This window comes from Azospirillum sp. A26 (assembly GCF_042604635.1).
In the GTDB taxonomy this organism is placed as follows: Bacteria; Pseudomonadota; Alphaproteobacteria; order Azospirillales; family Azospirillaceae; genus Azospirillum; species Azospirillum palustre.
Window position 1 is genome coordinate 2,075,732 of the sequence record NZ_CP170472.1, and the last position, 20,452, is coordinate 2,096,183.

Below are 20,452 nucleotides of genomic sequence, written 5' to 3' on the forward strand. Positions count from 1 at the left end.
TGTGCCCGCGCCGGGGAGCCTTGTCATGATCCGTTACGCCGAGTTGCAGCTCGCCACCAACTTCAGCTTTTTGGAGGGGGCGTCGCACCCTGACGAGCTGGCGATGACGGCGGCGGCGCTGGGGCTGGCGGCGGTGGGGGTGACGGACCGCAATTCGCTGGCCGGCGTGGTGCAGATGCATGTGGCGGCGAAGAAGGCCGGCATCCGGCCGCTGATCGGCTGCCGGCTGGACCTGACCGATGCCGACAGCCTGCTGGCCTACCCGACCGACCGCGCCGCCTATGCGCGGCTGTCGCGGTTGCTGACGCTGGGCAAGATGCGGGCGCCGAAGGGCGAGTGCTTCATCGCCCGCACCGATGTGCTGGCCCATGCCGAGGGCATGCTGTTGCTGCTGCTCGGCCCCGACCGCCGCGACGAGGCGTTCCTGCGCGAACTGCGCGCCTGGCGCAGCGGGCTGGCGCGCGGACAGCTCTATCTGGCGGCGAGCCACCGCTACCAGGGCGACGATGCCCGCCGGCTGCGCTGGCTGGCCGGTCTGGCGGAGGCGGAGGGGGTGCCGCTGGTCGCCACCAACGACGTGCTCTATCACGGCGCCGGGCGGCGGGCGCTGGCCGACGTGATGACCTGCATCCGCCACCACACCACCATCGACGAGGCCGGCTGGCGGCTGTCCGCCAATGCCGAGCGCCACCTGAAACCGGCCGTCGAGATGATGCGGCTGTTCCGCGACCATCCCGACGCCGTCGCCCGCACCCTGGAGATCGCCGAGGCCTGCCGCTTCTCGCTGGAGGATCTGCGATACGACTATCCCGACGAGGTGGCGGAGGGCCGCGACCCGCAGGAGACGCTGATCGCCCTGACCTGGGACGGGGCGGCCAAGCGCTATCCGCCCGACCGCTTCCCCGGCGGCATCCCCGATGCGGTGCGGCAGACGGTGGAGCGCGAACTGGCCCTGATCGCCGAGCAGCGCTTCGCCCCTTACTTCCTGACCGTCCACGACATCGTCCGATTCGCCAGGGAAAAGGACATCCTCTGCCAGGGCCGCGGCAGCGCCGCCAACTCCGCCGTCTGCTATTGCCTCGGCATCACCTCGGTCGATCCGACCGAAGTCGACCTGCTGTTCGAGCGCTTCATCTCCTCCGCCCGCGGCGAGCCGCCGGACATCGACGTCGATTTCGAACATGAACGGCGCGAGGAGGTGATCCAGTACATCTACGGGAAATACGGCCGCGCCCGCGCCGGGCTGACCGCCACCGTCATCCGCTACCGCGCCCGCAGCGCCCTGCGCGAGGTCGGCAAGGCGATGGGGCTGTCGGCCGATCTGGTGGCGCGGCTGACCGGCTCGATCTGGGGCTGGAGCGGCCAGGGGGTGGACGAGGAGCGCGCCCGATCACTCGGTGTCGATCCCGACGACCCGAGGCTCAAGCGCACGCTGGAGCTTGCCAACGAGCTGATGGGGTTCCCCCGCCACCTGTCGCAGCATGTCGGCGGCTTCGTCATCACCCGCGGCCCGCTGTCGGATCTCTGCCCGGTCGCCAACGCGGCGATGGAGGACCGCAGCACCATCGAATGGGACAAGGACGACATCGACGCTCTCGGCATCCTGAAGGTCGACGTGCTGGCACTGGGCATGCTGACCTGCATCCATCGCGCCTTCGACCTGATCGAGCAGGTGCATGGGCAACGCTGGGCGCTCGCCACCCTGCCCCAGGACGATCCCGCGGTCTACGATATGCTGGGGCGGGCCGACAGCCTGGGCGTCTTCCAGGTCGAAAGCCGCGCGCAGATGAGCATGCTGCCGCGGCTGAGACCGGAGAAATTCTACGATCTGGTGATCGAGGTCGCCATCGTCCGCCCCGGCCCGATCCAGGGCGGCATGGTCCATCCTTACCTGCGCCGCCGCAGCAAAGTGGAGCCTGTGACCTACCCGATGCCGGTGCTGGAACCGGTCCTCAGCAGAACGCTGGGCGTGCCGCTATTCCAGGAACAGGCGATGAAGGTCGCCATGGTCGGTGCCGGCTTCACCGCCGAGGAGGCCGACCAGTTGCGCCGCGCCATGGCAGCCTTCCGCAAGAGCGGACAGGTCGAGCGGTTCCACGACAAGTTCGTCGCCGGCATGATCGCCAAAGGCTGCGACCGCGCTTTCGCCGAGCGCTGTTTCAAGCAGATCGAGGGGTTCGGCGAATACGGCTTCCCCGAGAGCCACGCCGCCAGCTTCGCCCTGCTGGTCTATGTCTCCGCCTGGATCAAGCACCACCACCCCGCCATCTTCGCCGCCGCCCTGCTGAACAGCCAGCCGATGGGCTTCTACGCCCCCGCCCAGATCGTCCGCGACGCGCGGGAGCATGGCGTGACGGTGCTGCCGCCGGACGTGAACCTGTCGGGCTGGGATTGTGCGGTGGAAAATCCGTCCTCGCTCCGCCTGGGTCTCCGCCTCATCAAGGGCTTCACTCCGCAGCACGCCGACTCGGTCGTCCTCTCCCGTGCCGGCGGCTACAGCGACCCTTACGACCTGTGGCGCCGCGCCCGCCTGCCGGTCGCGGCGCTCGAAAAGCTCGCCAAGGCAGACGCCTTCCGTTCCGTCGGGCTCGACCGCCGGGCGGCGCTGTGGGCGGTGCGGGCGCTGGGCGACCAGCCGCTGCCGCTGTTCGCGAGGCTCGACGGTCCGATGGCCGAGGAGTTGGAAGCCCCCCTGCCCGCCATGGCGCTCGGCGAGCATGTGGTGATGGATTACGGCAGCCTCTCCCTGTCGCTGAAGGCCCACCCGCTGTCGCTGCTGCGCGACGGCCTGCCCGGCATCACCCCGGCGGAGCGGCTGGCGCAGACGCGCGACGGCCGCCGCCTGACCACCGCCGGCCTCGTCCTGGTCCGCCAGCGGCCGGGCAGCGCCGAGGGCGTCGTCTTCATCACGCTGGAGGACGAGACCGGGATCGCCAACCTCGTCGTCATGCCCGACGCCTTCGAGACCTTCCGCCGCCCGATCATGACCGCCCGGCTGATGGCCGCCACCGGCCGGGTGCAGAACCATGAGGGTGTGGTGCATCTGCGCGTGGAAACACTGATCGACCTGACCCACCGGCTGGCCGACCTGACCGGTGAGAACAGCCCGTCGGCAGGCCCCTTCCCCAAGGGCCGCAATTTTCATTGAGGGAGCCGATCGCTCCTGACATCACGCTGTCAGGAGGGGCGTGCTATCAAGAGGGTGTGCCGGCACGAACCACGAACATCCACCCCACTCGCTGTCAGGAGCCACTCCGATGAACATCCCGCACGTCGTCACCTGGTTCGAGATTCCGGTCACCGACCTCGCCCGCGCGGTCGGCTTCTACGAGACCGTCTTCGCCGCCAAGATGGTCCAGGAACCCTGCCCCAGCGGCATGATCATGGCCGTCTTCCCGGCCGAAGGCAACGCCGTCAAGGGCTGCCTGATCCAGCATGAGGCCTGCAAGCCGAGCGCCGACGGCACCACCGTCTACCTGAACGGCGGCGACGACCTGTCCGCCCCGCTGGCCCGTGCCGAGCAGGCCGGTGCCCGCATCGTCGTGCCGAAGACGCTGATCACCCCCGAGATCGGCTATTTCGCCCAGTTCATCGACAGCGAGGGCAACCGCGTCGGCCTCTATTCGATGCACTGATCCAACCGGCACCCTGCCCGACCGGAGCCGCCGCCATGCGCCGCGCCGACCGCCTGTTCCAGATCGTCCAGCATCTCCGCAAGGGGCGGCTGGTGACGGCTGCCGAACTGGCGCGGTGCCTGGAGGTGTCGGAACGCACCGTCTACCGCGACATGCGCGACCTCGCCTCCTCCGGCGTGCCGGTGGAGGGCGAGGCCGGCGTCGGCTATCTGCTGCGCGATGGCTACGACCTGCCGCCGCTGATGTTCACCCAGGACGAGGTGGAGGCGCTGGTCGTCGGCGCCCGCCTCGCCCGCGCCTGGGTCGGCGGCGCGCTCGCCGATGCCGCCGCCCGCGCGCTCGACAAGGTGGAGGCGGTGGTGCCGGAGGCGCGGCGGCGCGAACTGGCCGACAGCCGCGTCTTCGTCCCCGACTTCTCCTTCCCCGCTGCCCTGCGCGACCGGATGGACGTGCTGCGCTGCGCCATCAACGCCCGGCGCGTGGTGATGTTCGACTACCGGCGCCAGGACGGCACCCATTCCGCCCGCGCGGTCCAGCCGCTGGGCCTGTTCTTCTGGGGCCGGGTATGGACGCTCGGCGCCTGGTGCGAGCTGCGCGGGGAGTTCCGCAGCTTCCGCATCGACCGCATGGAAACCTTGCTGCCGCTGGAGCGCCGGTTCGACGAGATCCCCGGCCGCGGCCTGGACGATTATCTCGCCCTCTGGCGCCGGGAGGGCTGCCAGCAGGGGTGAGCTCCCCTCAAACCCCGTCGATGTAGGCCAGCAGCGGCTGCCAGTCGCCGCGATGCTCGGCGGCGCGCTTGCCCGGCATGTCGAACAGGCTGAGGCCGCTTTCCGCCGCGTCGGCATAGATCTGGCTGTCGCGCAGCCGCGTCACCACCTGATGGCCGATGCCGCCCAGGAACCGGTCCAGCCGGTCGGCGGCCTTGGTGCGGGCGCGCATGCGGTTGCCGACCACCGCCACCGTGGTCTTCTTCTTCGCGATTCGCTTCAGCTCGTCGAGCTTGACCAGAAAGCGCTGGGTCGCCTGCTCGTCGAAGGCGCCGGGCAGCACCGGCAGCACGACGATGTCGGCCATCTTCACCAGATCCTCGATCTGCTTGGTCTTCAGCGCGGCGGGCGCATCGATCACCAGCCGCTTGATGCCGCGCGGCGTGTCGGTGAAGTCCTTGGCCCAGTCGAGCCCGACCAGGGCCGGCGCCTTCTCCGGCCGGCGCTCCAGCCAGCCGAGCGAGGAGCGCTGACGGTCCACGTCGGCCAGTACGGTGGGCAGGCCCGCCGCGGCGGACGCGGCGGCGAGGTGGGTGGCGACGGTCGTCTTGCCGCAGCCGCCCTTGATGTTGGCGACGAGGATCGTGAGCATGGCCGTGGACTCTACACCCCGGCGTCCGGCTTCGACCAGAAATGCTTGGTGTCGATGAAATCATGCCACAGGGCGACCAGCGCCGCCTCGGTGTCGGCCACGCCGCGGGCATGCCAGCCGATGACGATGCCGGCGGCACGCGGCTCGCCGGGAGCCGAGCGGCTGCCGTCGTCGTGCAGCTCGTGCAGAAGCCGCGTCGCCGTCGCCACGTCGTTCAGATGGCCCAGCGCGTCCTGGAAGGCGGCCATCTGCTGGATGTAGCGGCGCACCGGCTTGTCGTCATACAGGCTGCGGAAGAACTCCACGGCATAGCGCAGCTTCTTCAAGGCGATGCGCAGCTGGTGGCGCTGAGCCACCGGCAGATGGGCGAAGCCGTGCCCGGCCCGCTTGGCCTTCTTGTGGCGCTTGTTCAGCAGATGGTCGGCCAGCCCGATCACCGGCTGGAACAGCCGCACCGACTCCTCGCTGACCGGCTGGTCGCGCCAGCCGCGCTTCTCCACCCAACTGCCGACGCCCAGCAGGAAGGCGGTGTAGCGGTCGGAGCGGATCGCCTCGCGCACGCCCTCATAGGCGCGCAGCCGCTTGGCCTCGGCCGCCGCCGCCAGCGCGTCGAGATCCTCGACCGCCGAGCGGCCATGCCCGTCGGCCTTGTGGAAGGCGTCGCGCACCGGCGCCAGCAGCTCCTCGCCGAACACGTCCCAGTCGCGCGCCGGCCCCAGGCTGCCGGCCAGCCACTTGATCTCGCCGACCAGCCACAGATATTGCGCGGCCGGAATGAAGGGCCGGAACAGCGCGGTGGCCGAGCGCAGCCGGCGCAGCGCGACGCGCATCTGGTGCACGCCCTCCGGATCCTCGCCGGCCAGCGTCACCGCCTCGTTCGCCACCATGTGGGCGATGCAGGCGCGCACGATGCGCGCCACTGCCCCCTCGACCGTCGTCTCGGGATCGAGCACCAGCTTTTCGGCTTTCAGCGCCTTCTCGGCCGTGCCGTTGGCCAGCGCATGGCCACGCTCCGCCTTGGTCCGCATCTCCAGCCGCAGCGGGGCGGCCTGCGTCAGTTCCTGCGCCAGATCGTAGAGCGCCGCGGGCGTGCCGCTCTTCAGCTCCAGCTCCACCTCGCAAAGGTCGGTGGACCGGCCGTCGGGAAGCTCGATCCGGCCACGGTCGAAAGCGACCTCGATCACGGCGGCACCGTCGCCCTCGCCCAGCGTCACGTCCTGCGTGGTGCGTTCGACGATGGAGGTGAAGACCGGCCGCAGTTCCGAGTCGCTGAGCGATCCCAGCAGCTCGATGGCGTCGGCATCGGCGATCAGCGTCAGGTCGGGTGCGGCGGAGGTCACCGCGCATTCCCACTCGCCGCGCCCCAGCCCGTCCTCGTCCGGGGCGGACTTGACCGTCTGGACGAAGCCGTCGCCGGTCTTGCGCACCCGCAGCGTCACCTTGCGCCCGGCGAGCCGGCGCTCCTCGGTGTCGTAATAGGTGCTTTCCAGGGTCCGTGTCGCCGCCGGGCCGGACGCCCGGTCTGCGATGGCGGAAGCGGCGCGCAGCCTGTCGAAGTCTTCCGGCTTCGCCGCCAGCTTCAGTTCCGTCTCGCGGTTGATCTCGGCCTCAGCCATCGCCTGCGCTTCAACCCCCGTTTTGCGGCCCATTGGCCTACAGTTGGGTGTTTGCACAGCCAATGGACAGGGTCAAGTTACGGAAATGTTGCAGAAGCCTGCGGTTGCAGCGCGCGGCGGCTGTACTCCGCCGCCGGTTCCTGGCGTTCGGTCAGGGCTTTAACCAGGACGTTGCAGGGTCATTATGCCCCATTTCGCCCCACCCTTGGGGCGTTGCAAAGCGTGCAGGCCTGTGGTTGGGTTCCCGCAAACTGAAACGGCCTGTCCTGTTGGGACCGGCCATAATTGGGGAAGTGTGACGATGACCGATTTCAACACGATCGACGATCTTGAGGTGAGCGGCAAGACGGTGCTGGTGCGCGCCGACCTGAACGTTCCGATGCAGGACGGCAAGGTGTCCGACACCACCCGCATCGACCGCCTCGCCCCCACCCTGAAGGAGCTGTCCTCCAAGGGTGCCAAGGTCGTGGTCCTGTCGCATTTCGGTCGCCCGAAGAACGGTCCGGACGCCAAGAACTCCTTGCGCAACGTGCTGGACGCTCTCAGCGCCGCCGTCGGCCAGAAGGTGGCCTTCGCCGAGGATTGCGTCGGCGAGAAGGCCAAGGAGGCCATCGCCAAGGTCCATGACGGCGCCATCGTGCTGCTGGAGAACACCCGCTTCCACGCCGAAGAGGAAAAGAACGACCCGGCTTTCGCCAAGGAAATGGCCGCGCTGGGCGACATCTACGTCAACGACGCCTTCTCCGCCGCGCACCGCGCCCATGCCTCGACCGAGGGGGTTGCCCGCCTGCTGCCGAACGCCGCCGGCCGCCTGATGGAAGCCGAGCTGAAGGCCCTGACGCTGGCGCTGGAGAAGCCGGAGCGCCCGGTGGCCGCCGTCGTCGGCGGTGCGAAGATCTCCACCAAGCTGGAACTGCTCGGCAACATGGTCCGCAAGGTCGACCTGCTGGTGCTGGGCGGCGGCATGGCCAACACCTTCCTGTTCGCCCAGGGCACCGATGTCGGCGCCTCGCTTTGCGAGAAGGACATGGCCGACCAGGCCCGCGCCATCATGGCGACCGCGAAGGAGGCCAACTGCGAGATCCTGCTGCCGAAGGACTTCGTCGTCGCCAAGGAGTTCAAGGCCGGTGCGGCCAACCGCGTCGTCGCCTTCGACGCCATCGGTTCCGACGAGATGGCGCTGGACATCGGCCCGGCCACCGTCGAGTTCCTCGGCGTGAAACTGCAGGGCGCCAAGACCGTCGTCTGGAACGGCCCGCTCGGCGCTTTTGAAATTCAGCCCTTCGACGCCGGCACCAACGCGGTGGCCGGTCTGGTGGCGGCCCGCACCGAGGCCGGCGGCCTGCTGTCGGTGGCCGGCGGCGGCGACACCGTCGCGGCGATGGCCCATGCCGGGGTCGAGGACAAGTTTACCTACGTGTCCGCCGCTGGCGGCGCCTTCCTGGAATGGCTGGAAGGCAAGGAACTGCCGGGTGTGGCGGCGCTGAAGAAGTAAGCTTCGCCGATCCGGCTCCGAGATTGAAGTCGAATGGCCACGGCAGCCCAGAGGATGCCGTGGCCGTTTTTCTTTTCGCCACCGGCTCAGTGGCCGGCTCCGACGCGGGCCAGATAGTAGGTGGCCAAGCCAAGCGCACCGACAGAGCCGAATGCATAGCCGATGCACAGAATGATGTAGAAAATTCCAGGCAGCATGACCGCGCACTCCTTCCGGTTCAAGGGAGGCAATCGAGCGCCGCTTGATCGCCCTTCCATCATGTGTGCCGACACGAGTATCCGATTCCGCCACGCCGCCCGATCCGAGTCCTCGTGAAAATTTTCGCGTATTTTTCGCGCATGACGGCAAAGCCTAGACTCTCATAGGCAGTATTCATCAGAGCAACCTCAACTGGAGGGGCTTTCATGCTGCCAATCGACTGGAATTGCTTCAACTGGGAGAACATTACCCTGCGGGCACTCGTCTATGCGACACACCGGGACAACCGCATGCGGTGGCGTGGCGCACGTGACGGCTCCCCCCCAGGAGGAAAGACACCGGAGGATTTCGTCAGCGACGCGATCATCAAGACGATATCCGGTCAACGGTGCTGGGATCCGAACAAATGCGATCTTCTGCAACATATCATTGGCGTGGTGTCAAGCGAGATCAGTCACGCCGCCATATCGGCGGAAAATATTTCCACAGTGCCGACTGATGACGATAACGTCATCAATATCACAAATGGCGAAGAACCAAATCCAGAGCAGATATTCATATACAACAGCGAAAAGAAATCTCTTCTCTCATATCTTGAAAAAATCGACCCAGTCCTACGGTCTGCAGCAGAGCTTCTTCTTGAGGAACAGGCAATCGGCAACATTGATCTGGCCCACCAGATGGGCTTCACGGTCAAGGATGTTGAGAATCTCAAGAAACGCTTGAAGCGCGCGGTCGAGCAATATCTTGCAGAAACCCGGTTCGCGCGCCTCTAGCATGCAGGAGTAGCATCCATGCAGGATGAGTTCGACAAGCTGGGGCCGGCACACCGGCTTCAAACGATTCTCCAGACCGAAGGAGAGAAGCGCAGCCAGTTGACGGAGGAGGAGGCACAGACTCTCAGCAGCGATGCAATTCTTCGCATTGCACGGGCAAACCGCATCAACGCAGCCAACCTGATTACGGCAATCCGCTGCCGGGCTCATGCAGAGTCAATGACGCCCGCAAGCCAGCTCCTTGAATCGGTGGGTACGACCGGTCGCGATGCCATCGACCGGATCTTGCAGGCGACATCGGAGGAGATGCGCACCAGCCTGGATGAGCAGGGCATCGATCACCAGACCGTGCTGAACCGCATCAAGTCAGTCATCAACTCCCTACCGGCGCCCCAGGCTGACGAGAAAGCCAAGGCTTGCGAGACAATGCCTCTTCATAGGCGCCTGCAGGCTTTCATCATGTCGATGACTTGGTGGCAAACCGCCGCTCACGGCTTGATCGCATTTGCCCTGATCTTCATTTTGCAAGACGTGCGGGCGAGTCAGGCGGTGCTTGAAACGGAACAGATGCGCCTGTTCCGGATCGAACAGGAAGTCTACAGGATTACCGGAAATCTGGATGAAATCTCCAGGATAAGACCGCTCGCCTTTTTAAGTCATGGCCAGCTGCAGCAACCTACCCTGGCCGGGACCGATGGTCTCTTCCCACCCGCGGCCAGTGACAGACTATTGATCGCGCAAGGATTCTCAATATCCGGCACTGACGACTCACTCCGGGTTTATGACAGGAATGGACATCTGCAGGAACCAAGCCCGATGCAACCGGTCAATTTTGAAACGTCTTGGTCTGGGAAAGAACTGAGATCGACCGATCTCGTGAAAGTATATCTGAAAAACATCGAGAGCGATCAGAAAAAGACCATGCAGAAAATACAGGCACTTCGAGAGATGTTGAAAAATACCCAACAAATCGGTGATACCGAGAGACTGGAAGCAACCCCCTCCTCCAGACAACCCACCCCCACACGCAAGCCCTCCATGCTGGTCAGCCATGAGGAGTTCCTAAGACACAGGGTAAGCGCCAATGCGGAGCCTCCGGATCAATTCCAGCAATCACATGGCAAAACCATACTGCTGAATGATTGGCTGGACAGGTGAGCCATACTTCGTGGAGGCGGATGTAAAGCGGCTCCCTCACTTACCGGGCAGCCGAATGATGAGCGTGCCAATTCTCTGTCTCCTGATCGGACTGGTCGCCGATCGGGCAGCTTGTCATTTCGCTTGCATCCGCCGGCGCAAATGCCCATAACAGCGGCGGGAGACTGGCGTCGGACGAGTCCCTCGCCAACCCGGTCAGGTCCGGAAGGAAGCAGCCGCAACGAGTTACGGCTCGGGTCGTTCGTCCAGTCTCCCACCCTCTTCAAAAATTGCCAGCACGAAACAGACGGCGACAGCGCGGTGCCGGGACGCTATCCTGCGGCCCGCAATTCCCCTCCCGTCGTTTCGACAGGCCAGCCGCGTGACCGATACCACCGCCGAAATCACCGCCGCTTCCGCTCCCGCCACCGGGCAGGCTTACCGGGTGCTGGCGCGCAAATACCGGCCGAAGACCTTCGACGAGCTGATCGGCCAGGACGCGCTGGTCCGCACCCTGACCAATGCCATCCAGTCCGGCCGCATCGCCCAGGCCTTCATGCTGACCGGCGTGCGCGGCGTCGGCAAGACCACCACCGCCCGCATCATCGCCCGTGCGCTGAACTGCACCGGGCCGGACGGCACCGGCGGGCCGACGGTCAGCCCCTGCGGCGTCTGCGACAATTGCCGCGCCATCGCCGAGGACCGCCACGTCGACGTGATGGAGATGGACGCCGCCAGCCACACCGGCGTCGACGACATCCGCGAGATCATCGACGGCGTGCGCTACTCGCCTGTCTCGGCCCGCTACAAGCTCTACATCATCGACGAGGTCCACATGCTGTCCAAGAGCGCGTTCAACGCGCTCCTGAAGACGCTTGAGGAACCGCCGAGCCATGTGAAGTTCGTCTTCGCCACCACCGAGATCCGCAAGGTGCCGGTAACGGTGCTGTCGCGCTGCCAGCGTTTCGACCTGCGCCGCGTCGACGCCCAGGTGCTGAAGGAGCATTTCACCCGCGTCACCGCCATGGAAGGCGCCGGCATCGAAGGCGACGCCGCCTCGCTGATCGCGCGCGCCGCCGACGGGTCGGTGCGCGACGGGCTGTCGCTGCTCGATCAGGCGATTGCGCTGGCCGCCGGCACCGTGACCGCGCAGCAGGTGCGCGACATGCTGGGTCTGGCCGACCGCACCCGCGTCATCGACCTGTTCGAGGCCGCCGTCTCCGCCAAGCCGGCCGAGGCGATGGACATCCTGGCCGACCTGCACCGCGTCGGCGCCGATCCGGTGGTGATCCTCCAGGACCTGCTCGATCTCGTCCACAATCTGACCCGCCTGAAGGTGGTGCCCGACAGCGCCAACGATCCCTCCCTGCCGGAGGCCGAGCGCACGCGGGGCGCCAGCCTGTCCTCCAAGCTCGGCATGCCGGCGCTGACGCGCGCCTGGCAGCTTCTGCTGAAGGGGCTGAACGAGGTACAGGCCGCCCCGGTGCCGCAGCAGGCGCTGGAGATGGTGATCGTCCGCCTGTCCTACGCCGCCGACCTGCCGACTCCGGGCGAGCTGATCCGCCAGTTCCAGGCCCAGCAGGCCAATGGCGGCGGAGCCGGCGCGCCGATGGGCCGCGGTCCCGGCGGCGGCGGCGGCCCGGTCGCGGTGGCCACACAGTCCACTCATGCCGTCGCCCGCTCCATGGGCTCCGCCCAGCCGCAGAGCGCCCCCGTGGCGCAGGCGGCCCCAGCCCCCATGGCCGCCCCTGCCGCCATCCCGGAGGGCGAGGAACTGTCGCCGATGCCGCACGACTTCCGTGCGCTGGTGCAGCTGTTCTCCGACCGGCGCGAAGGCGCACTCTATGGCTACATGATGGAGACGGTCCAGCTGGTCCGCATGGAGCCGGGCACGCTGGAGCTGAAGCTCCGCCCAGCCGCCCCGCCGACCCTGCCGGCCAAGGTCGGGCAGTTCCTGACCGAATGGACCGGCCAGCGCTGGATCGTCGCGCTGTCGGAAGGACCGGCCCAGCCGACTCTGGCCGAACAGGACAAGGCCGAAAAGAACCGCGCCTGGGCGGAGGCGGAAGCCAACCCGGTGGTGCGCGCCGTGCTCGACGCTTTCAGCGGGGCGAAGATCATCGACATCCGCGATCTTGCGGAAGTTGCCGCGGCGGAGAGTGCAGCGGTTGCGGATGACGGCGAGACACCCGATTTCATGGTTCAGCAGCAGGACGACGGGGTCTATTACCCCCTCGACGACGAAGGAGAGTACTGACCGATGAAAAATATCGGCAACATGATGAAGCAGGCCCAGCAGATGCAGGCCAAGATGCAGGAAATGCAGGCGAGCCTGGAGCAGGTCGAAGTGACCGGCCAGAGCGCCGCCGGCATGGTCGTCGTGACCGTCAACGGCAAGAGCGAGATGAAGAAGGTCAAGCTCGACAAGTCCGTCGTCGATCCCGAGGACGTCGAGGTTCTGGAGGACCTGATCGTCGCCGCCTTCAACGACGCCAAGAAGAAGGTCGAGCAGCACGTCGCCGAGGAAACCTCGAAGATGATGGGCGGCCTGAAGCTGCCGCCGGGCATCAAGCTGCCGTTCTGATCCTGACAGTCTTTTGTGAAAATCCCCTCTCCCCGGAGGGGAGAGGCGGATTTGCACATCGATGATCGGACCTGAAATCGAACGCCTGATCCAGCTGCTGTCCAAGCTGCCGGGACTAGGCCCCCGGTCGGCGCGGCGGGCGGCGCTGCATCTGATGAAGCGGCGGGACAGCCTGCTGATTCCGCTGTCGGAAACGATGGCGGCGGCCGGCGAATCGATCCGCGCCTGCTCCGTCTGCGGCAACCTCGACAGCCGCGACCCCTGCACCGTCTGCTCCGACCCCACCCGCGACCGCTCGGTCATCTGCGTGGTGGAGGATGCCGGCGACCTGTGGGCACTGGAACGCACCCGCGCCTTCCGCGGCACCTATCATGTGCTGGGCGGCCTGCTGTCGGCGCTTCAGGGCGTCGGCCCCGACGATCTTAACCTCGCCGGCCTCGCCGAGCGCGCTAAGGACCCGGCGGTCCGCGAGATCATCCTGGCGCTGAATGCCACCGTCGACGGCCAGACCACCGCCCATGTGGTGACCGACCGCCTGACCGAGTCCGACGTGTCGGTCTCCCGTCTGGCCCACGGCGTCCCGGTCGGCGGCGAGTTGGACTATCTCGACGACGGCACGCTGACCGCGGCGCTGAAGGCACGGCGCCCGCTGTAATCCGGGGCTCCCTCAGCGCTCGAACAGCCCGACCAGTTCCACATGGGCCGACCACAGGAACTGGTCGACCGGCCAGATTTTCACCAGACGATAGCCGCCATCCACCAGCACCCGCGCGTCGCGGGCGAAGCTGGCGGGATTGCAGGATACGCCCACCACCCGGGGCACTTTGCTGCCGGCGAGCGCCGCCGCCTGGGCCGCGGCGCCGGCGCGCGGCGGGTCGAAGACGACGGCATCGTAACGATTGAGATCCTTGGCGTTCAGCGGGTTCTCGAACAGGTCGCGCCGCTCCGCCGTCAGCCGCAGCCCCTGCACCGAACGGCCGAGCGCCGCCACCGCCGCCTCATCGCCCTCGACCGCATGGACCGCGGCCTGTTGCGCAAGCGGAATGGAAAAGGTGCCGATGCCGGCGAACAGATCGGCGATGCGGCCTGCCTGCCCAACTCCCTCACGCACCGCGGCGACCAGGGCGGCCTCGCCCTCCGCACTCGCCTGGAGGAAAGCGCCGGGCGGCGGCTGGATCGGAATGCCTGCGAAACGGATGAAAGCCGGCCGGCGATTCGCCACCGGCTCCGCTGCTGCGCGGTCGGTCGGTTGCCAGGCGATGCGGGCGATGCGTTCCGGCTCGAAGCCGACCAGCACCTCGCGCGCCGCACGGTCCAGGCTGCGCGGCCCGACGAGCAGCAGATCGACCCCGCCCTCCAGATCGGTCAGCACCACATCGGCGTCGCCGCCATCCGGCAGCAAACCGTTCAGCAGGGTCCGCAAAGGCTCCACCAGCGCGAACAGGCGGGGCGACAGGACCGGGCATTCCTCCAGATCGACCAACCGGTGGCTCTGCCGCTCGTTGAAGCCCAACCAGACCCGCTTGCCGCGCTTCAGCGCCGCGAAGCGGGCGCGGCGGCGCGCACCGGCCGGCGTTCGCGCCAGCGGCTCCATCCAGACATCGCCGAGCCCGACCCGCTCCAGCGCATCGCGCACCATCCCGACGGTCCAGGCGGCGTAGGTCGGATCGTCCATCTGCTGAAGCGTACAGCCGCCGCAGCGACCGAAATGGCGGCAGGGCGGAGTCCGGCGGCCGGGGCCGGGCTCAAGCACCTCAAGCAGTTCGGCCCGTACGCCCTCCCCCTTCCCATCACCGTCGGCGGCACGTACACGCACGCGGTCACCCGTCACCGTGTAGGGCACGAACAGGCGCAGCCCCTCGGCAAAGGCGATCCCATCGCCACGCGCACCGACATCGGCGATGGACACCTCCATCTCCTGCGCGTCACGGGGCGGCGGGGCGGTCTTGCGGGTCGGCTGGCGCCCCTTGGCGAAGGGGCGCTTGGCGGGACGCGTCATGTCGGGGGTCCGTTGGATGCGGGTCTGGAGCGCCCTCCCTTTACGCCTCCAGCAGCTTGGCGCGCAACGGTTCCGGGATCGGCGTCGGGCGATGGGCAACCTTGTCGACGATCACCGCCACCGCCTCCTGGGTGGCGATGCAGCGGTCGCCTAGGAAAATGGCGCAGCCCAGCGTGATCGAGCTGGTGCCCAGCCGCAGCGTCCGCGCGCCGATGCGCACCGTGTTGGGATAGAGCAGCTCCGCCTTGTATTCGATCAGGCTGCGCGCCAGCACGACGGTCCACGGAACCTCGTCGGTGAAGCCGCCGACCTGGTGGATCATGGCGACGCGCGCCTGTTCGAAATAGACGCCGAGAGCGTTGTTGTTGACGTGCCCGACGGCATCCAGGTCGTTGAAGCGCACGCGCTCCTCCCACCAGAAGCGGTAGATGCCGGGGCTGGTCAGGTCGGATTTGCTCAGGTCGGGCGTGCCGGTCATGCCGTCTTCCTTGCCGTATAGGTCAATGCATCTCCGGACTGTGGCGTATGGTCCGGAGCGGCGCAAGCCCGGCTTCGCGCCCTGCGGCCCCGGTTCGCATCCATATTTCCAGGGTGGCCCGCGAATTCCCGCGCCAATCCCCGATTGGCCGTGTTATTGGAGTCGGACCAACCCTCCGCAACGGACCGGACGATGAGCAAGGACACCACCAACCAGACGGCCGAGGCGCTGTTCGAAAAGGCGCTGTCGATCGCCGAAAAGCACCTGGACGAGGCGATCAAGGAAGGTGGCCCGCTCGGCCCCTACATCGCCGTCGCCATGATCGAGGCTGCGGTGAACGCCGCCGTGGACGAGACCAGCCACGAGGACGTCATCGACATGCTGCGCGATCTCGCCGCCCAGATCGAGGCGGACGCCGACGAGGCGGAAGAGGACTGACGCTTACGCCGGCTCCAAGGCCGCTGCGGACCCTGCCTGCCGGCGCGCCTCGCGCCGGCGCAGGATCTCGTAGACGACGGCACCCAGGACGGTCAGCGCGATCAGCACCAGCGACAGCGCGTTGACCGCCGGCGTCAGGCCGGTGCGCACCTTGGTCGCGATGTAGACGGTCAGTGTGGTGTCCAGCCCGCGCACGAACAGCGTGGTGTTGTAGTTTTCGAAGCTCTGCAGGAAGGCCAGCAGGGCCGCCGACAGGATCGCCGGCATCAGATACGGCAGCGTGATGCGCCGGAACACCTGCCCATGCGTGGCGCCGAGGTCGAGTGCCGCCTCCTCCAGCGCCGGATCGAACCGCTCCAGCCTTGCCGAGAACAGCAGCATGGCATAGGCGGCGATGAAGCTGGATTGCGCCACCACGGTCAGGAACAGCCCGCCGCTGACCCCGAACCACTCCCGCCAGAACACCAGCGTCGAGATGCCGACGATCACCCCCGGCGTCAGCAGCGGCGACACCATCAGCGCGTAAAGAACGGTCTTGGCCCGGCTGTGCAGCCGGTCGAGCAGCAGGGCCGCCGCCAGCCCGAGCGGCACGGCCAGCGCGATCACCCCCGCCCCCACCAGCAGGCTGGTGCCCAGCGCCGCCCACATGCGCTGGTCGTCCCACAGCGCCTGGAACCAGCCGAGCGTAAAGCCCATCCAGGGCGTCACGGTGGGAAAGCGGCTGCTGTTGAAGGTCGCCGCCGCCATGATGCCCAGCGGCAGGAACAGATAGCCGAAGAACAGGACCAGATAGGCGCCGGTCAGCAGGCGGCGGAAGCGGGCAGCGGTCATTGGGGCCGTCTCATGGCTTGAGGCTCACTTCGCGATATCCGCCAGCCCGACGCGGAACAGCCGCATCGCGCCGAGGATGAAGCCGATGCACAGCACCAGCAGGATGAAGGCGTAGGCCGCCCCCTGGTTCCAGTTCCCGCCTTCGAAGAACCAGTTGTAGATGATCTCGGTGAACCAGCGGCTGTTCGGCCCGCCCAGCAGGGCCGGCACGGCATAGCTGCCGGCAGCCAGCATGAAGGTCATGATGCAGCCGACGGCGACGCCCGGCTTGGCGTGCGGCAGCACGATGCTGCGATGGATGCGCAGCCAGCCGGCGCCGAGATCCCGCGCCGCCTCGATCTGGTTGCGGTCCAGCGACTCGATGGCGTTGTACAGCGGGAAGACCATGAACAGGATGTAGACATAGACCATGCCGACGATCACCCCGGCGTCGCCGCCCAGGAAGCGCTGCGGCTCGTCGATGATGCCAAGCCACAGCAGGATCGCGTTCAGCGGCCCGTTGAAGGCCAGGATGATGTACCAGGAGAAGGTGCGCAGCAGCTCGTTGATCCAGAAGGGCACGACCAGCATCAGGATCAGCAGCGGCAGCCGCCGCTTCGGCGCCACCTGCGCCAGATAATAGGCAACCGGATAGCAGACGGCCAAAGTGGTCGCGGTGACCAGCGCGCTGGCCCAGATCGTCTTCAGGAAGATCGACAGATGGATCTGGTTGGTCCACAGGGTCAGGTAGTTCCTGATCGTGAACACATCCTCCGGCCCGCCGATCTTGGATGGCGGCAGCGACGGCCGGAAGGAGAAGCCGATCATCATCAACTGCGGCAGCAGCACCAGCAGAGCCAGCCAGACCGCCACGGCCAGCAGGATCACCCCGGTCAGAACCGGGCCGTACCGGCGAAGAACCTCCGTCATTCGGGCGCTGCTCCAGCCTGTGAGACCGGTTTGACGCCTAACATGGGGATTCCCGCCGACGCAAGCGCCGCTATATGACGATGACGTTCAGCAGAGGGGGTCTCAGCCGAGATTGTGCTTGGCCACCACGGCGGCGAAGTCGTCGCCGAAATGCTCGCCGACGCGGATGACGGAGACGCCGTAGGGGATTTCCTTCAACGACGGGTGGTCGAGGTTCAGCGAGGTCAACAGCGCCATCGGCACATGCTGGGTCACGCTCATCGCCCGCAGGCCACGGATCAGGTCCAGGCCGGACAGGCCGTCCATCACCATCGAGGCGATGACCATGTCCGGCGGCACGCGCACGGCAAGGCTGATCGATTCGATGGGATCGGTCACCGTCATGGTGCGGAAGCCGCAGGCGGCCAGCTCCGTCCCCAGCTTCTTGGCGACGACCTTGGACGGGGTGACCAGCATGATCTCGACGTTGCGGACATCGACGTCGGTGACCTGGAATTCATAGCGCACCGGCAGGGCGCGGATGATCCGGTTGGTCTCGGCCAGCAGCGGCTGTTCGGCGCGGTCGACCAGTTCGGAAATGCGGTCGATGAAGATCTGGGCATCGACCAACTGCTTCTCGTCCAGCCGCTTCAGGCCGCTGAGATAATCCTCCAGCCGGTGGGCGACGAGGCTGACGGTGGGATAGCCGAAGCTGGTGCCCATGCCCTTGAAATTGTGGGCTTCCAGCCGCAGGACGCCGATGGTTTCCACATCGCTGCGCTGGCCCTTCACGCGGTCCGCCAGCGACGCGTTCATCAGCTCCAGCCGATCGCGCGCGTCGTCCACGAACTCCATGCGCAAGCGGTCTTCGAGGTCGTCGGTCGACATGTGCGAGGCCATGGAGCGGATTCCGGCTGGGGAGGGAAAGGGGTAACCCGAAGGTACACCAAATCCCTGCGCCGAAACAGACACGGCGCGCCCCTATTCGAAAGGACGCGCCGCGCGCAACAAAACCATTGGTTCTACAGGGAGCTCAGAGCCGCGCGAGCAGCGCCTGGAACCAGGCCAGACGCTCTTCCGTCTGGGCGATGTCGCGGTCCAGCCAGGAGGCGAAATGGCCGTCGCTGCCGACATCCGCCCGCTTCAGGTCGCCCAGCCGGGCCAGTTCGGTCTCGGAGAGCGCCACCAGATTGTCGATCTGGTCACGCTGCGACTCGACGTCCAGCAGATGCAGGAAGCGCAGCTTCAGCGCGATGACCAGCTTGTTCAACCCGTCGGCCGACGGCGCGCGGACATTGGCGCGCATCAGCGTGTCGAACTCCGCCCGGCCGGTTTCGGTCGGACCGAGCAGCGCATTGTCTTCCATGCCGCTGCCGTCCAGCGCCTCGATCAGCCCCTCGTAGCGCAGCATCTCCAGCGAGGTGCCCATCAGGTCCAGCGACGGACCCATCATGCGATCGAGGAAATGACGGACGGAGCCGGCCAGATCGGCGTAGCGCAGCGGCCCGCCCTGGATCAGCGTGCCCAGGACGACGAGGCGCACGGCCTCCTTCGGCATCAGCGAGTTGTCACGGTACATGGCGAACCCCCTAGGCGAGCCGCTGGATGCGAAGCCCCGGAAAAACGGAAAGGACGGCGCGGCAACGGCCGGTCCGCAGCATTGAAGCTGCGAACCGGTCGCAACGCTATCCCACAAAGTAGGGTCGCGCGTGCCGTCTGTCCAGGGGGCAAAACGTCCTTATCGCCAAAAGGGTTTTTCAGGGCCTGTTTCCAGCAGCCCCGCTCAGGCGGCGAGGCGCAGGTCCAGCCGGCTCCACACATCCAGCAGCGCATCGACCAGCATGCCCATCTGCGCATCGGTGTGCAGCGGGGTCGGGGTGAAGCGCAGCCGCTCCGTCCCGCGCGGAACGGTGGGGTAGTTGATCGGCTGGACGTAGATGTTGTGCCGCTCCAGCAACTCGTCCGAGGCACGCTTGCAGCGGTGGGCATCGCCGACCATCAGCGGCACGATGTGGCTCATCGACGGCATCACCGGCAGGCCGGCGTCGGCGAACATCCGCTTCAGCGTGGCGGCGCGTTCCTGGTGATGCGCCCGCTCGGTCTGGCTGTGCTTCAGGTGGCGGATGGAGGCCAGCGCCCCCGCCGCCAGCACCGGCGACAGCGAGGTGGAGAAGATGAAGCCGGCGGCGAAGCTGCGGACGCAGTCGATCAGCGCGGTGGAGCCGGTGATGTAGCCGCCCTGGACGCCGAAGGCCTTGCCCAGCGTGCCTTCGATGATGGTCAGCCGGTCCATGACGCCGTCGCGCTCGGCCACGCCGGCGCCGCGGGCACCGTACATGCCGACAGCGTGCACCTCGTCCAGATAGGTCATGGCGCCGTGCTTGTCGGCCACGTCGCACAGGTCATGGATGGGAGCGATGTCGCCATCCATCGAATAGACGCTCTCGAACGCCACCACCTTGGGACGGCCGGGGGCGATGCCCGACAGCAGCTCGTCCAGATGCTTGGGGTCGTTGTGGCGGAAGATGTGCTTTTCGGCGCCCGAGTTGCGGATGCCGGTGATCATCGAGTTGTGGTTCAGCGCGTCCGACAGGATCACGCAGTTGGGCAGGATCTTGCCAAGCGTGGTCAGCGTCGCGTCGTTCGACACATAGCCCGAGGTGAAGAGCAGCGCCGCTTCCTTGTGGTGCAGATCGGCCAGCTCGCGTTCCAGCAGCACATGGTAGACGTTGTTGCCGGAGATGTTGCGCGTGCCGCCGGCACCGGCGCCGACCTGGTCCAGCGCGTCGTGCATCGCCTTCAGCACGCTGGCGTGCTGGCCCATGCCGAGATAGTCGTTGGAGCACCACACCGTGACCGGACGCTCGCGCCCATGGGAATCGCGGAAGGTCGCCGTTGGGAAATTGCCCGCGTGGCGCTCCAGGTTGGCGAACACGCGGTAGCGGCCGTCCTGCTTCAGGGTCGCAATCTGGTTGCGGAAGAAAGTTTCGTAATCCATCGCGCGTTCCCGTTCGC

General features: G+C 66.8%; 19 protein-coding genes and 1 other RNA gene. 11 read left to right on the forward strand and 9 right to left on the reverse strand.

The window, feature by feature from the left end:
• Nucleotides 1-25 precede the first annotated feature (25 nt).
• From ABNQ39_RS10445 to ABNQ39_RS10455, 3 genes are all read left to right on the forward strand, one after another.
• Nucleotides 26-3,148 (forward strand): error-prone DNA polymerase, encoded by a 3,123-nt coding sequence (locus ABNQ39_RS10445; RefSeq protein WP_376957506.1) that lies wholly within the window; start codon nucleotides 26-28, stop codon nucleotides 3,146-3,148.
• A gap of 109 nt (nucleotides 3,149-3,257) precedes the next feature.
• Entirely contained in the window at nucleotides 3,258-3,635 is a 378-nt protein-coding gene (locus tag ABNQ39_RS10450) for a VOC family protein (RefSeq protein ID WP_376957508.1), read from the forward strand.
• Nucleotides 3,636-3,670: 35 nt separating this feature from the next.
• On the forward strand, nucleotides 3,671-4,366 hold the full coding sequence (locus ABNQ39_RS10455; RefSeq protein WP_376957510.1) for a helix-turn-helix transcriptional regulator: 696 nt from the start codon (nucleotides 3,671-3,673) through the stop codon (nucleotides 4,364-4,366).
• Between the two features lie 7 nt (nucleotides 4,367-4,373).
• On the opposite strand, the gene ABNQ39_RS10460 is transcribed toward ABNQ39_RS10455, so the two are convergent.
• Together ABNQ39_RS10460 and ABNQ39_RS10465 are read right to left on the reverse strand one after the other, a co-directional pair.
• A complete protein-coding gene (locus ABNQ39_RS10460; RefSeq protein ID WP_109051942.1) occupies nucleotides 4,374-4,997 on the reverse strand; it encodes a ParA family protein in 624 nt (207 codons plus the stop codon).
• Between the two features lie 11 nt (nucleotides 4,998-5,008).
• Nucleotides 5,009-6,613, reverse strand: coding sequence for a CYTH and CHAD domain-containing protein (locus ABNQ39_RS10465; protein ID WP_376957513.1), 1,605 nt, complete (start codon nucleotides 6,611-6,613; stop codon nucleotides 5,009-5,011).
• A gap of 301 nt (nucleotides 6,614-6,914) precedes the next feature.
• Here ABNQ39_RS10465 and ABNQ39_RS10470 point away from each other — a divergent pair, with 301 nt between their 5' ends.
• The 7 genes from ABNQ39_RS10470 (at nucleotide 6,915) to recR (ending at nucleotide 13,458) form a co-directional block, all read left to right on the forward strand.
• Entirely contained in the window at nucleotides 6,915-8,108 is a 1,194-nt protein-coding gene (locus tag ABNQ39_RS10470) for a phosphoglycerate kinase (protein WP_376957515.1), read from the forward strand.
• A gap of 404 nt (nucleotides 8,109-8,512) precedes the next feature.
• Entirely contained in the window at nucleotides 8,513-9,082 is a 570-nt protein-coding gene (locus ABNQ39_RS10475) for a hypothetical protein (RefSeq protein ID WP_376957517.1), read from the forward strand.
• Nucleotides 9,083-9,100: 18 nt separating this feature from the next.
• Nucleotides 9,101-10,240, forward strand: a complete 1,140-nt coding sequence (locus ABNQ39_RS10480) for a hypothetical protein (protein ID WP_376957519.1) — start codon at nucleotides 9,101-9,103, stop codon at nucleotides 10,238-10,240.
• Between the two features lie 159 nt (nucleotides 10,241-10,399).
• Nucleotides 10,400-10,497, forward strand: an RNA gene (ffs, locus tag ABNQ39_RS10485) — signal recognition particle sRNA small type.
• Nucleotides 10,498-10,601: 104 nt separating this feature from the next.
• Nucleotides 10,602-12,476 (forward strand): DNA polymerase III subunit gamma/tau, encoded by a 1,875-nt coding sequence (locus tag ABNQ39_RS10490; RefSeq protein WP_376957521.1) that lies wholly within the window; start codon nucleotides 10,602-10,604, stop codon nucleotides 12,474-12,476.
• 3 nt (nucleotides 12,477-12,479) lie between these two features.
• Nucleotides 12,480-12,803 (forward strand): YbaB/EbfC family nucleoid-associated protein, encoded by a 324-nt coding sequence (locus tag ABNQ39_RS10495; protein ID WP_063635355.1) that lies wholly within the window; start codon nucleotides 12,480-12,482, stop codon nucleotides 12,801-12,803.
• A gap of 61 nt (nucleotides 12,804-12,864) precedes the next feature.
• Nucleotides 12,865-13,458, forward strand: coding sequence for a recombination mediator RecR (gene recR / locus ABNQ39_RS10500; RefSeq protein ID WP_376957523.1), 594 nt, complete (start codon nucleotides 12,865-12,867; stop codon nucleotides 13,456-13,458).
• A 12-nt stretch (nucleotides 13,459-13,470) separates the two neighbouring features.
• Here recR and ABNQ39_RS10505 read toward each other — a convergent pair whose 3' ends face one another.
• Nucleotides 13,471-14,802, reverse strand: coding sequence for a class I SAM-dependent RNA methyltransferase (locus tag ABNQ39_RS10505; protein ID WP_376957525.1), 1,332 nt, complete (start codon nucleotides 14,800-14,802; stop codon nucleotides 13,471-13,473).
• A 40-nt stretch (nucleotides 14,803-14,842) separates the two neighbouring features.
• Complete coding sequence (locus ABNQ39_RS10510) at nucleotides 14,843-15,280, reverse strand: acyl-CoA thioesterase (RefSeq protein ID WP_376957527.1); 438 nt, start codon at nucleotides 15,278-15,280, stop codon at nucleotides 14,843-14,845.
• A gap of 192 nt (nucleotides 15,281-15,472) precedes the next feature.
• Here ABNQ39_RS10510 and ABNQ39_RS10515 point away from each other — a divergent pair, with 192 nt between their 5' ends.
• Nucleotides 15,473-15,718, forward strand: coding sequence for a hypothetical protein (locus ABNQ39_RS10515; RefSeq protein WP_014248877.1), 246 nt, complete (start codon nucleotides 15,473-15,475; stop codon nucleotides 15,716-15,718).
• 3 nt (nucleotides 15,719-15,721) lie between these two features.
• Here the strand turns inward: ABNQ39_RS10515 and ABNQ39_RS10520 are convergent, their stop codons facing one another.
• From ABNQ39_RS10520 to hemA, 5 genes are all read right to left on the reverse strand, one after another.
• Nucleotides 15,722-16,549 carry an ABC transporter permease gene (locus tag ABNQ39_RS10520; RefSeq protein WP_376957529.1) on the reverse strand — a complete coding sequence of 276 codons (828 nt, stop codon included), beginning with the start codon at nucleotides 16,547-16,549 and terminating at the stop codon, nucleotides 15,722-15,724.
• Nucleotides 16,550-16,573: 24 nt separating this feature from the next.
• Entirely contained in the window at nucleotides 16,574-17,458 is an 885-nt protein-coding gene (locus ABNQ39_RS10525) for an ABC transporter permease (protein WP_376957531.1), read from the reverse strand.
• 102 nt (nucleotides 17,459-17,560) lie between these two features.
• Nucleotides 17,561-18,337, reverse strand: coding sequence for an Hpt domain-containing protein (locus tag ABNQ39_RS10530; protein WP_376957533.1), 777 nt, complete (start codon nucleotides 18,335-18,337; stop codon nucleotides 17,561-17,563).
• Nucleotides 18,338-18,470: 133 nt separating this feature from the next.
• The gene (locus ABNQ39_RS10535; RefSeq protein ID WP_376957535.1) at nucleotides 18,471-19,016 is read right to left on the reverse strand and encodes a hypothetical protein; all 546 of its coding nucleotides are present in this window, start codon (nucleotides 19,014-19,016) and stop codon (nucleotides 18,471-18,473) included.
• Between the two features lie 204 nt (nucleotides 19,017-19,220).
• Complete coding sequence (gene hemA, locus ABNQ39_RS10540; protein WP_376957537.1) at nucleotides 19,221-20,435, reverse strand: 5-aminolevulinate synthase; 1,215 nt, start codon at nucleotides 20,433-20,435, stop codon at nucleotides 19,221-19,223.
• Nucleotides 20,436-20,452: the final 17 nt, after the last annotated feature.

Coding starts and splice junctions, on each gene's coding strand:
- ABNQ39_RS10445 (WP_376957506.1), top strand. CDS start 26: ATGATCCGTTACGCCGAGTTGCAGCTCGCCACCAACTTCAGCTTTTTG.
- ABNQ39_RS10450 (WP_376957508.1), top strand. CDS start 3,258: ATGAACATCCCGCACGTCGTCACCTGGTTCGAGATTCCGGTCACCGAC.
- ABNQ39_RS10455 (WP_376957510.1), top strand. CDS start 3,671: ATGCGCCGCGCCGACCGCCTGTTCCAGATCGTCCAGCATCTCCGCAAG.
- ABNQ39_RS10460 (WP_109051942.1), bottom strand. CDS start 4,997: ATGCTCACGATCCTCGTCGCCAACATCAAGGGCGGCTGCGGCAAGACG.
- ABNQ39_RS10465 (WP_376957513.1), bottom strand. CDS start 6,613: ATGGCTGAGGCCGAGATCAACCGCGAGACGGAACTGAAGCTGGCGGCG.
- ABNQ39_RS10470 (WP_376957515.1), top strand. CDS start 6,915: ATGACCGATTTCAACACGATCGACGATCTTGAGGTGAGCGGCAAGACG.
- ABNQ39_RS10475 (WP_376957517.1), top strand. CDS start 8,513: ATGCTGCCAATCGACTGGAATTGCTTCAACTGGGAGAACATTACCCTG.
- ABNQ39_RS10480 (WP_376957519.1), top strand. CDS start 9,101: ATGCAGGATGAGTTCGACAAGCTGGGGCCGGCACACCGGCTTCAAACG.
- ABNQ39_RS10495 (WP_063635355.1), top strand. CDS start 12,480: ATGAAAAATATCGGCAACATGATGAAGCAGGCCCAGCAGATGCAGGCC.
- recR (WP_376957523.1), top strand. CDS start 12,865: ATGATCGGACCTGAAATCGAACGCCTGATCCAGCTGCTGTCCAAGCTG.
- ABNQ39_RS10505 (WP_376957525.1), bottom strand. CDS start 14,802: ATGACGCGTCCCGCCAAGCGCCCCTTCGCCAAGGGGCGCCAGCCGACC.
- ABNQ39_RS10510 (WP_376957527.1), bottom strand. CDS start 15,280: ATGACCGGCACGCCCGACCTGAGCAAATCCGACCTGACCAGCCCCGGC.
- ABNQ39_RS10515 (WP_014248877.1), top strand. CDS start 15,473: ATGAGCAAGGACACCACCAACCAGACGGCCGAGGCGCTGTTCGAAAAG.
- ABNQ39_RS10520 (WP_376957529.1), bottom strand. CDS start 16,549: ATGACCGCTGCCCGCTTCCGCCGCCTGCTGACCGGCGCCTATCTGGTC.
- ABNQ39_RS10525 (WP_376957531.1), bottom strand. CDS start 17,458: ATGACGGAGGTTCTTCGCCGGTACGGCCCGGTTCTGACCGGGGTGATC.
- ABNQ39_RS10530 (WP_376957533.1), bottom strand. CDS start 18,337: ATGGCCTCGCACATGTCGACCGACGACCTCGAAGACCGCTTGCGCATG.
- ABNQ39_RS10535 (WP_376957535.1), bottom strand. CDS start 19,016: ATGTACCGTGACAACTCGCTGATGCCGAAGGAGGCCGTGCGCCTCGTC.
- hemA (WP_376957537.1), bottom strand. CDS start 20,435: ATGGATTACGAAACTTTCTTCCGCAACCAGATTGCGACCCTGAAGCAG.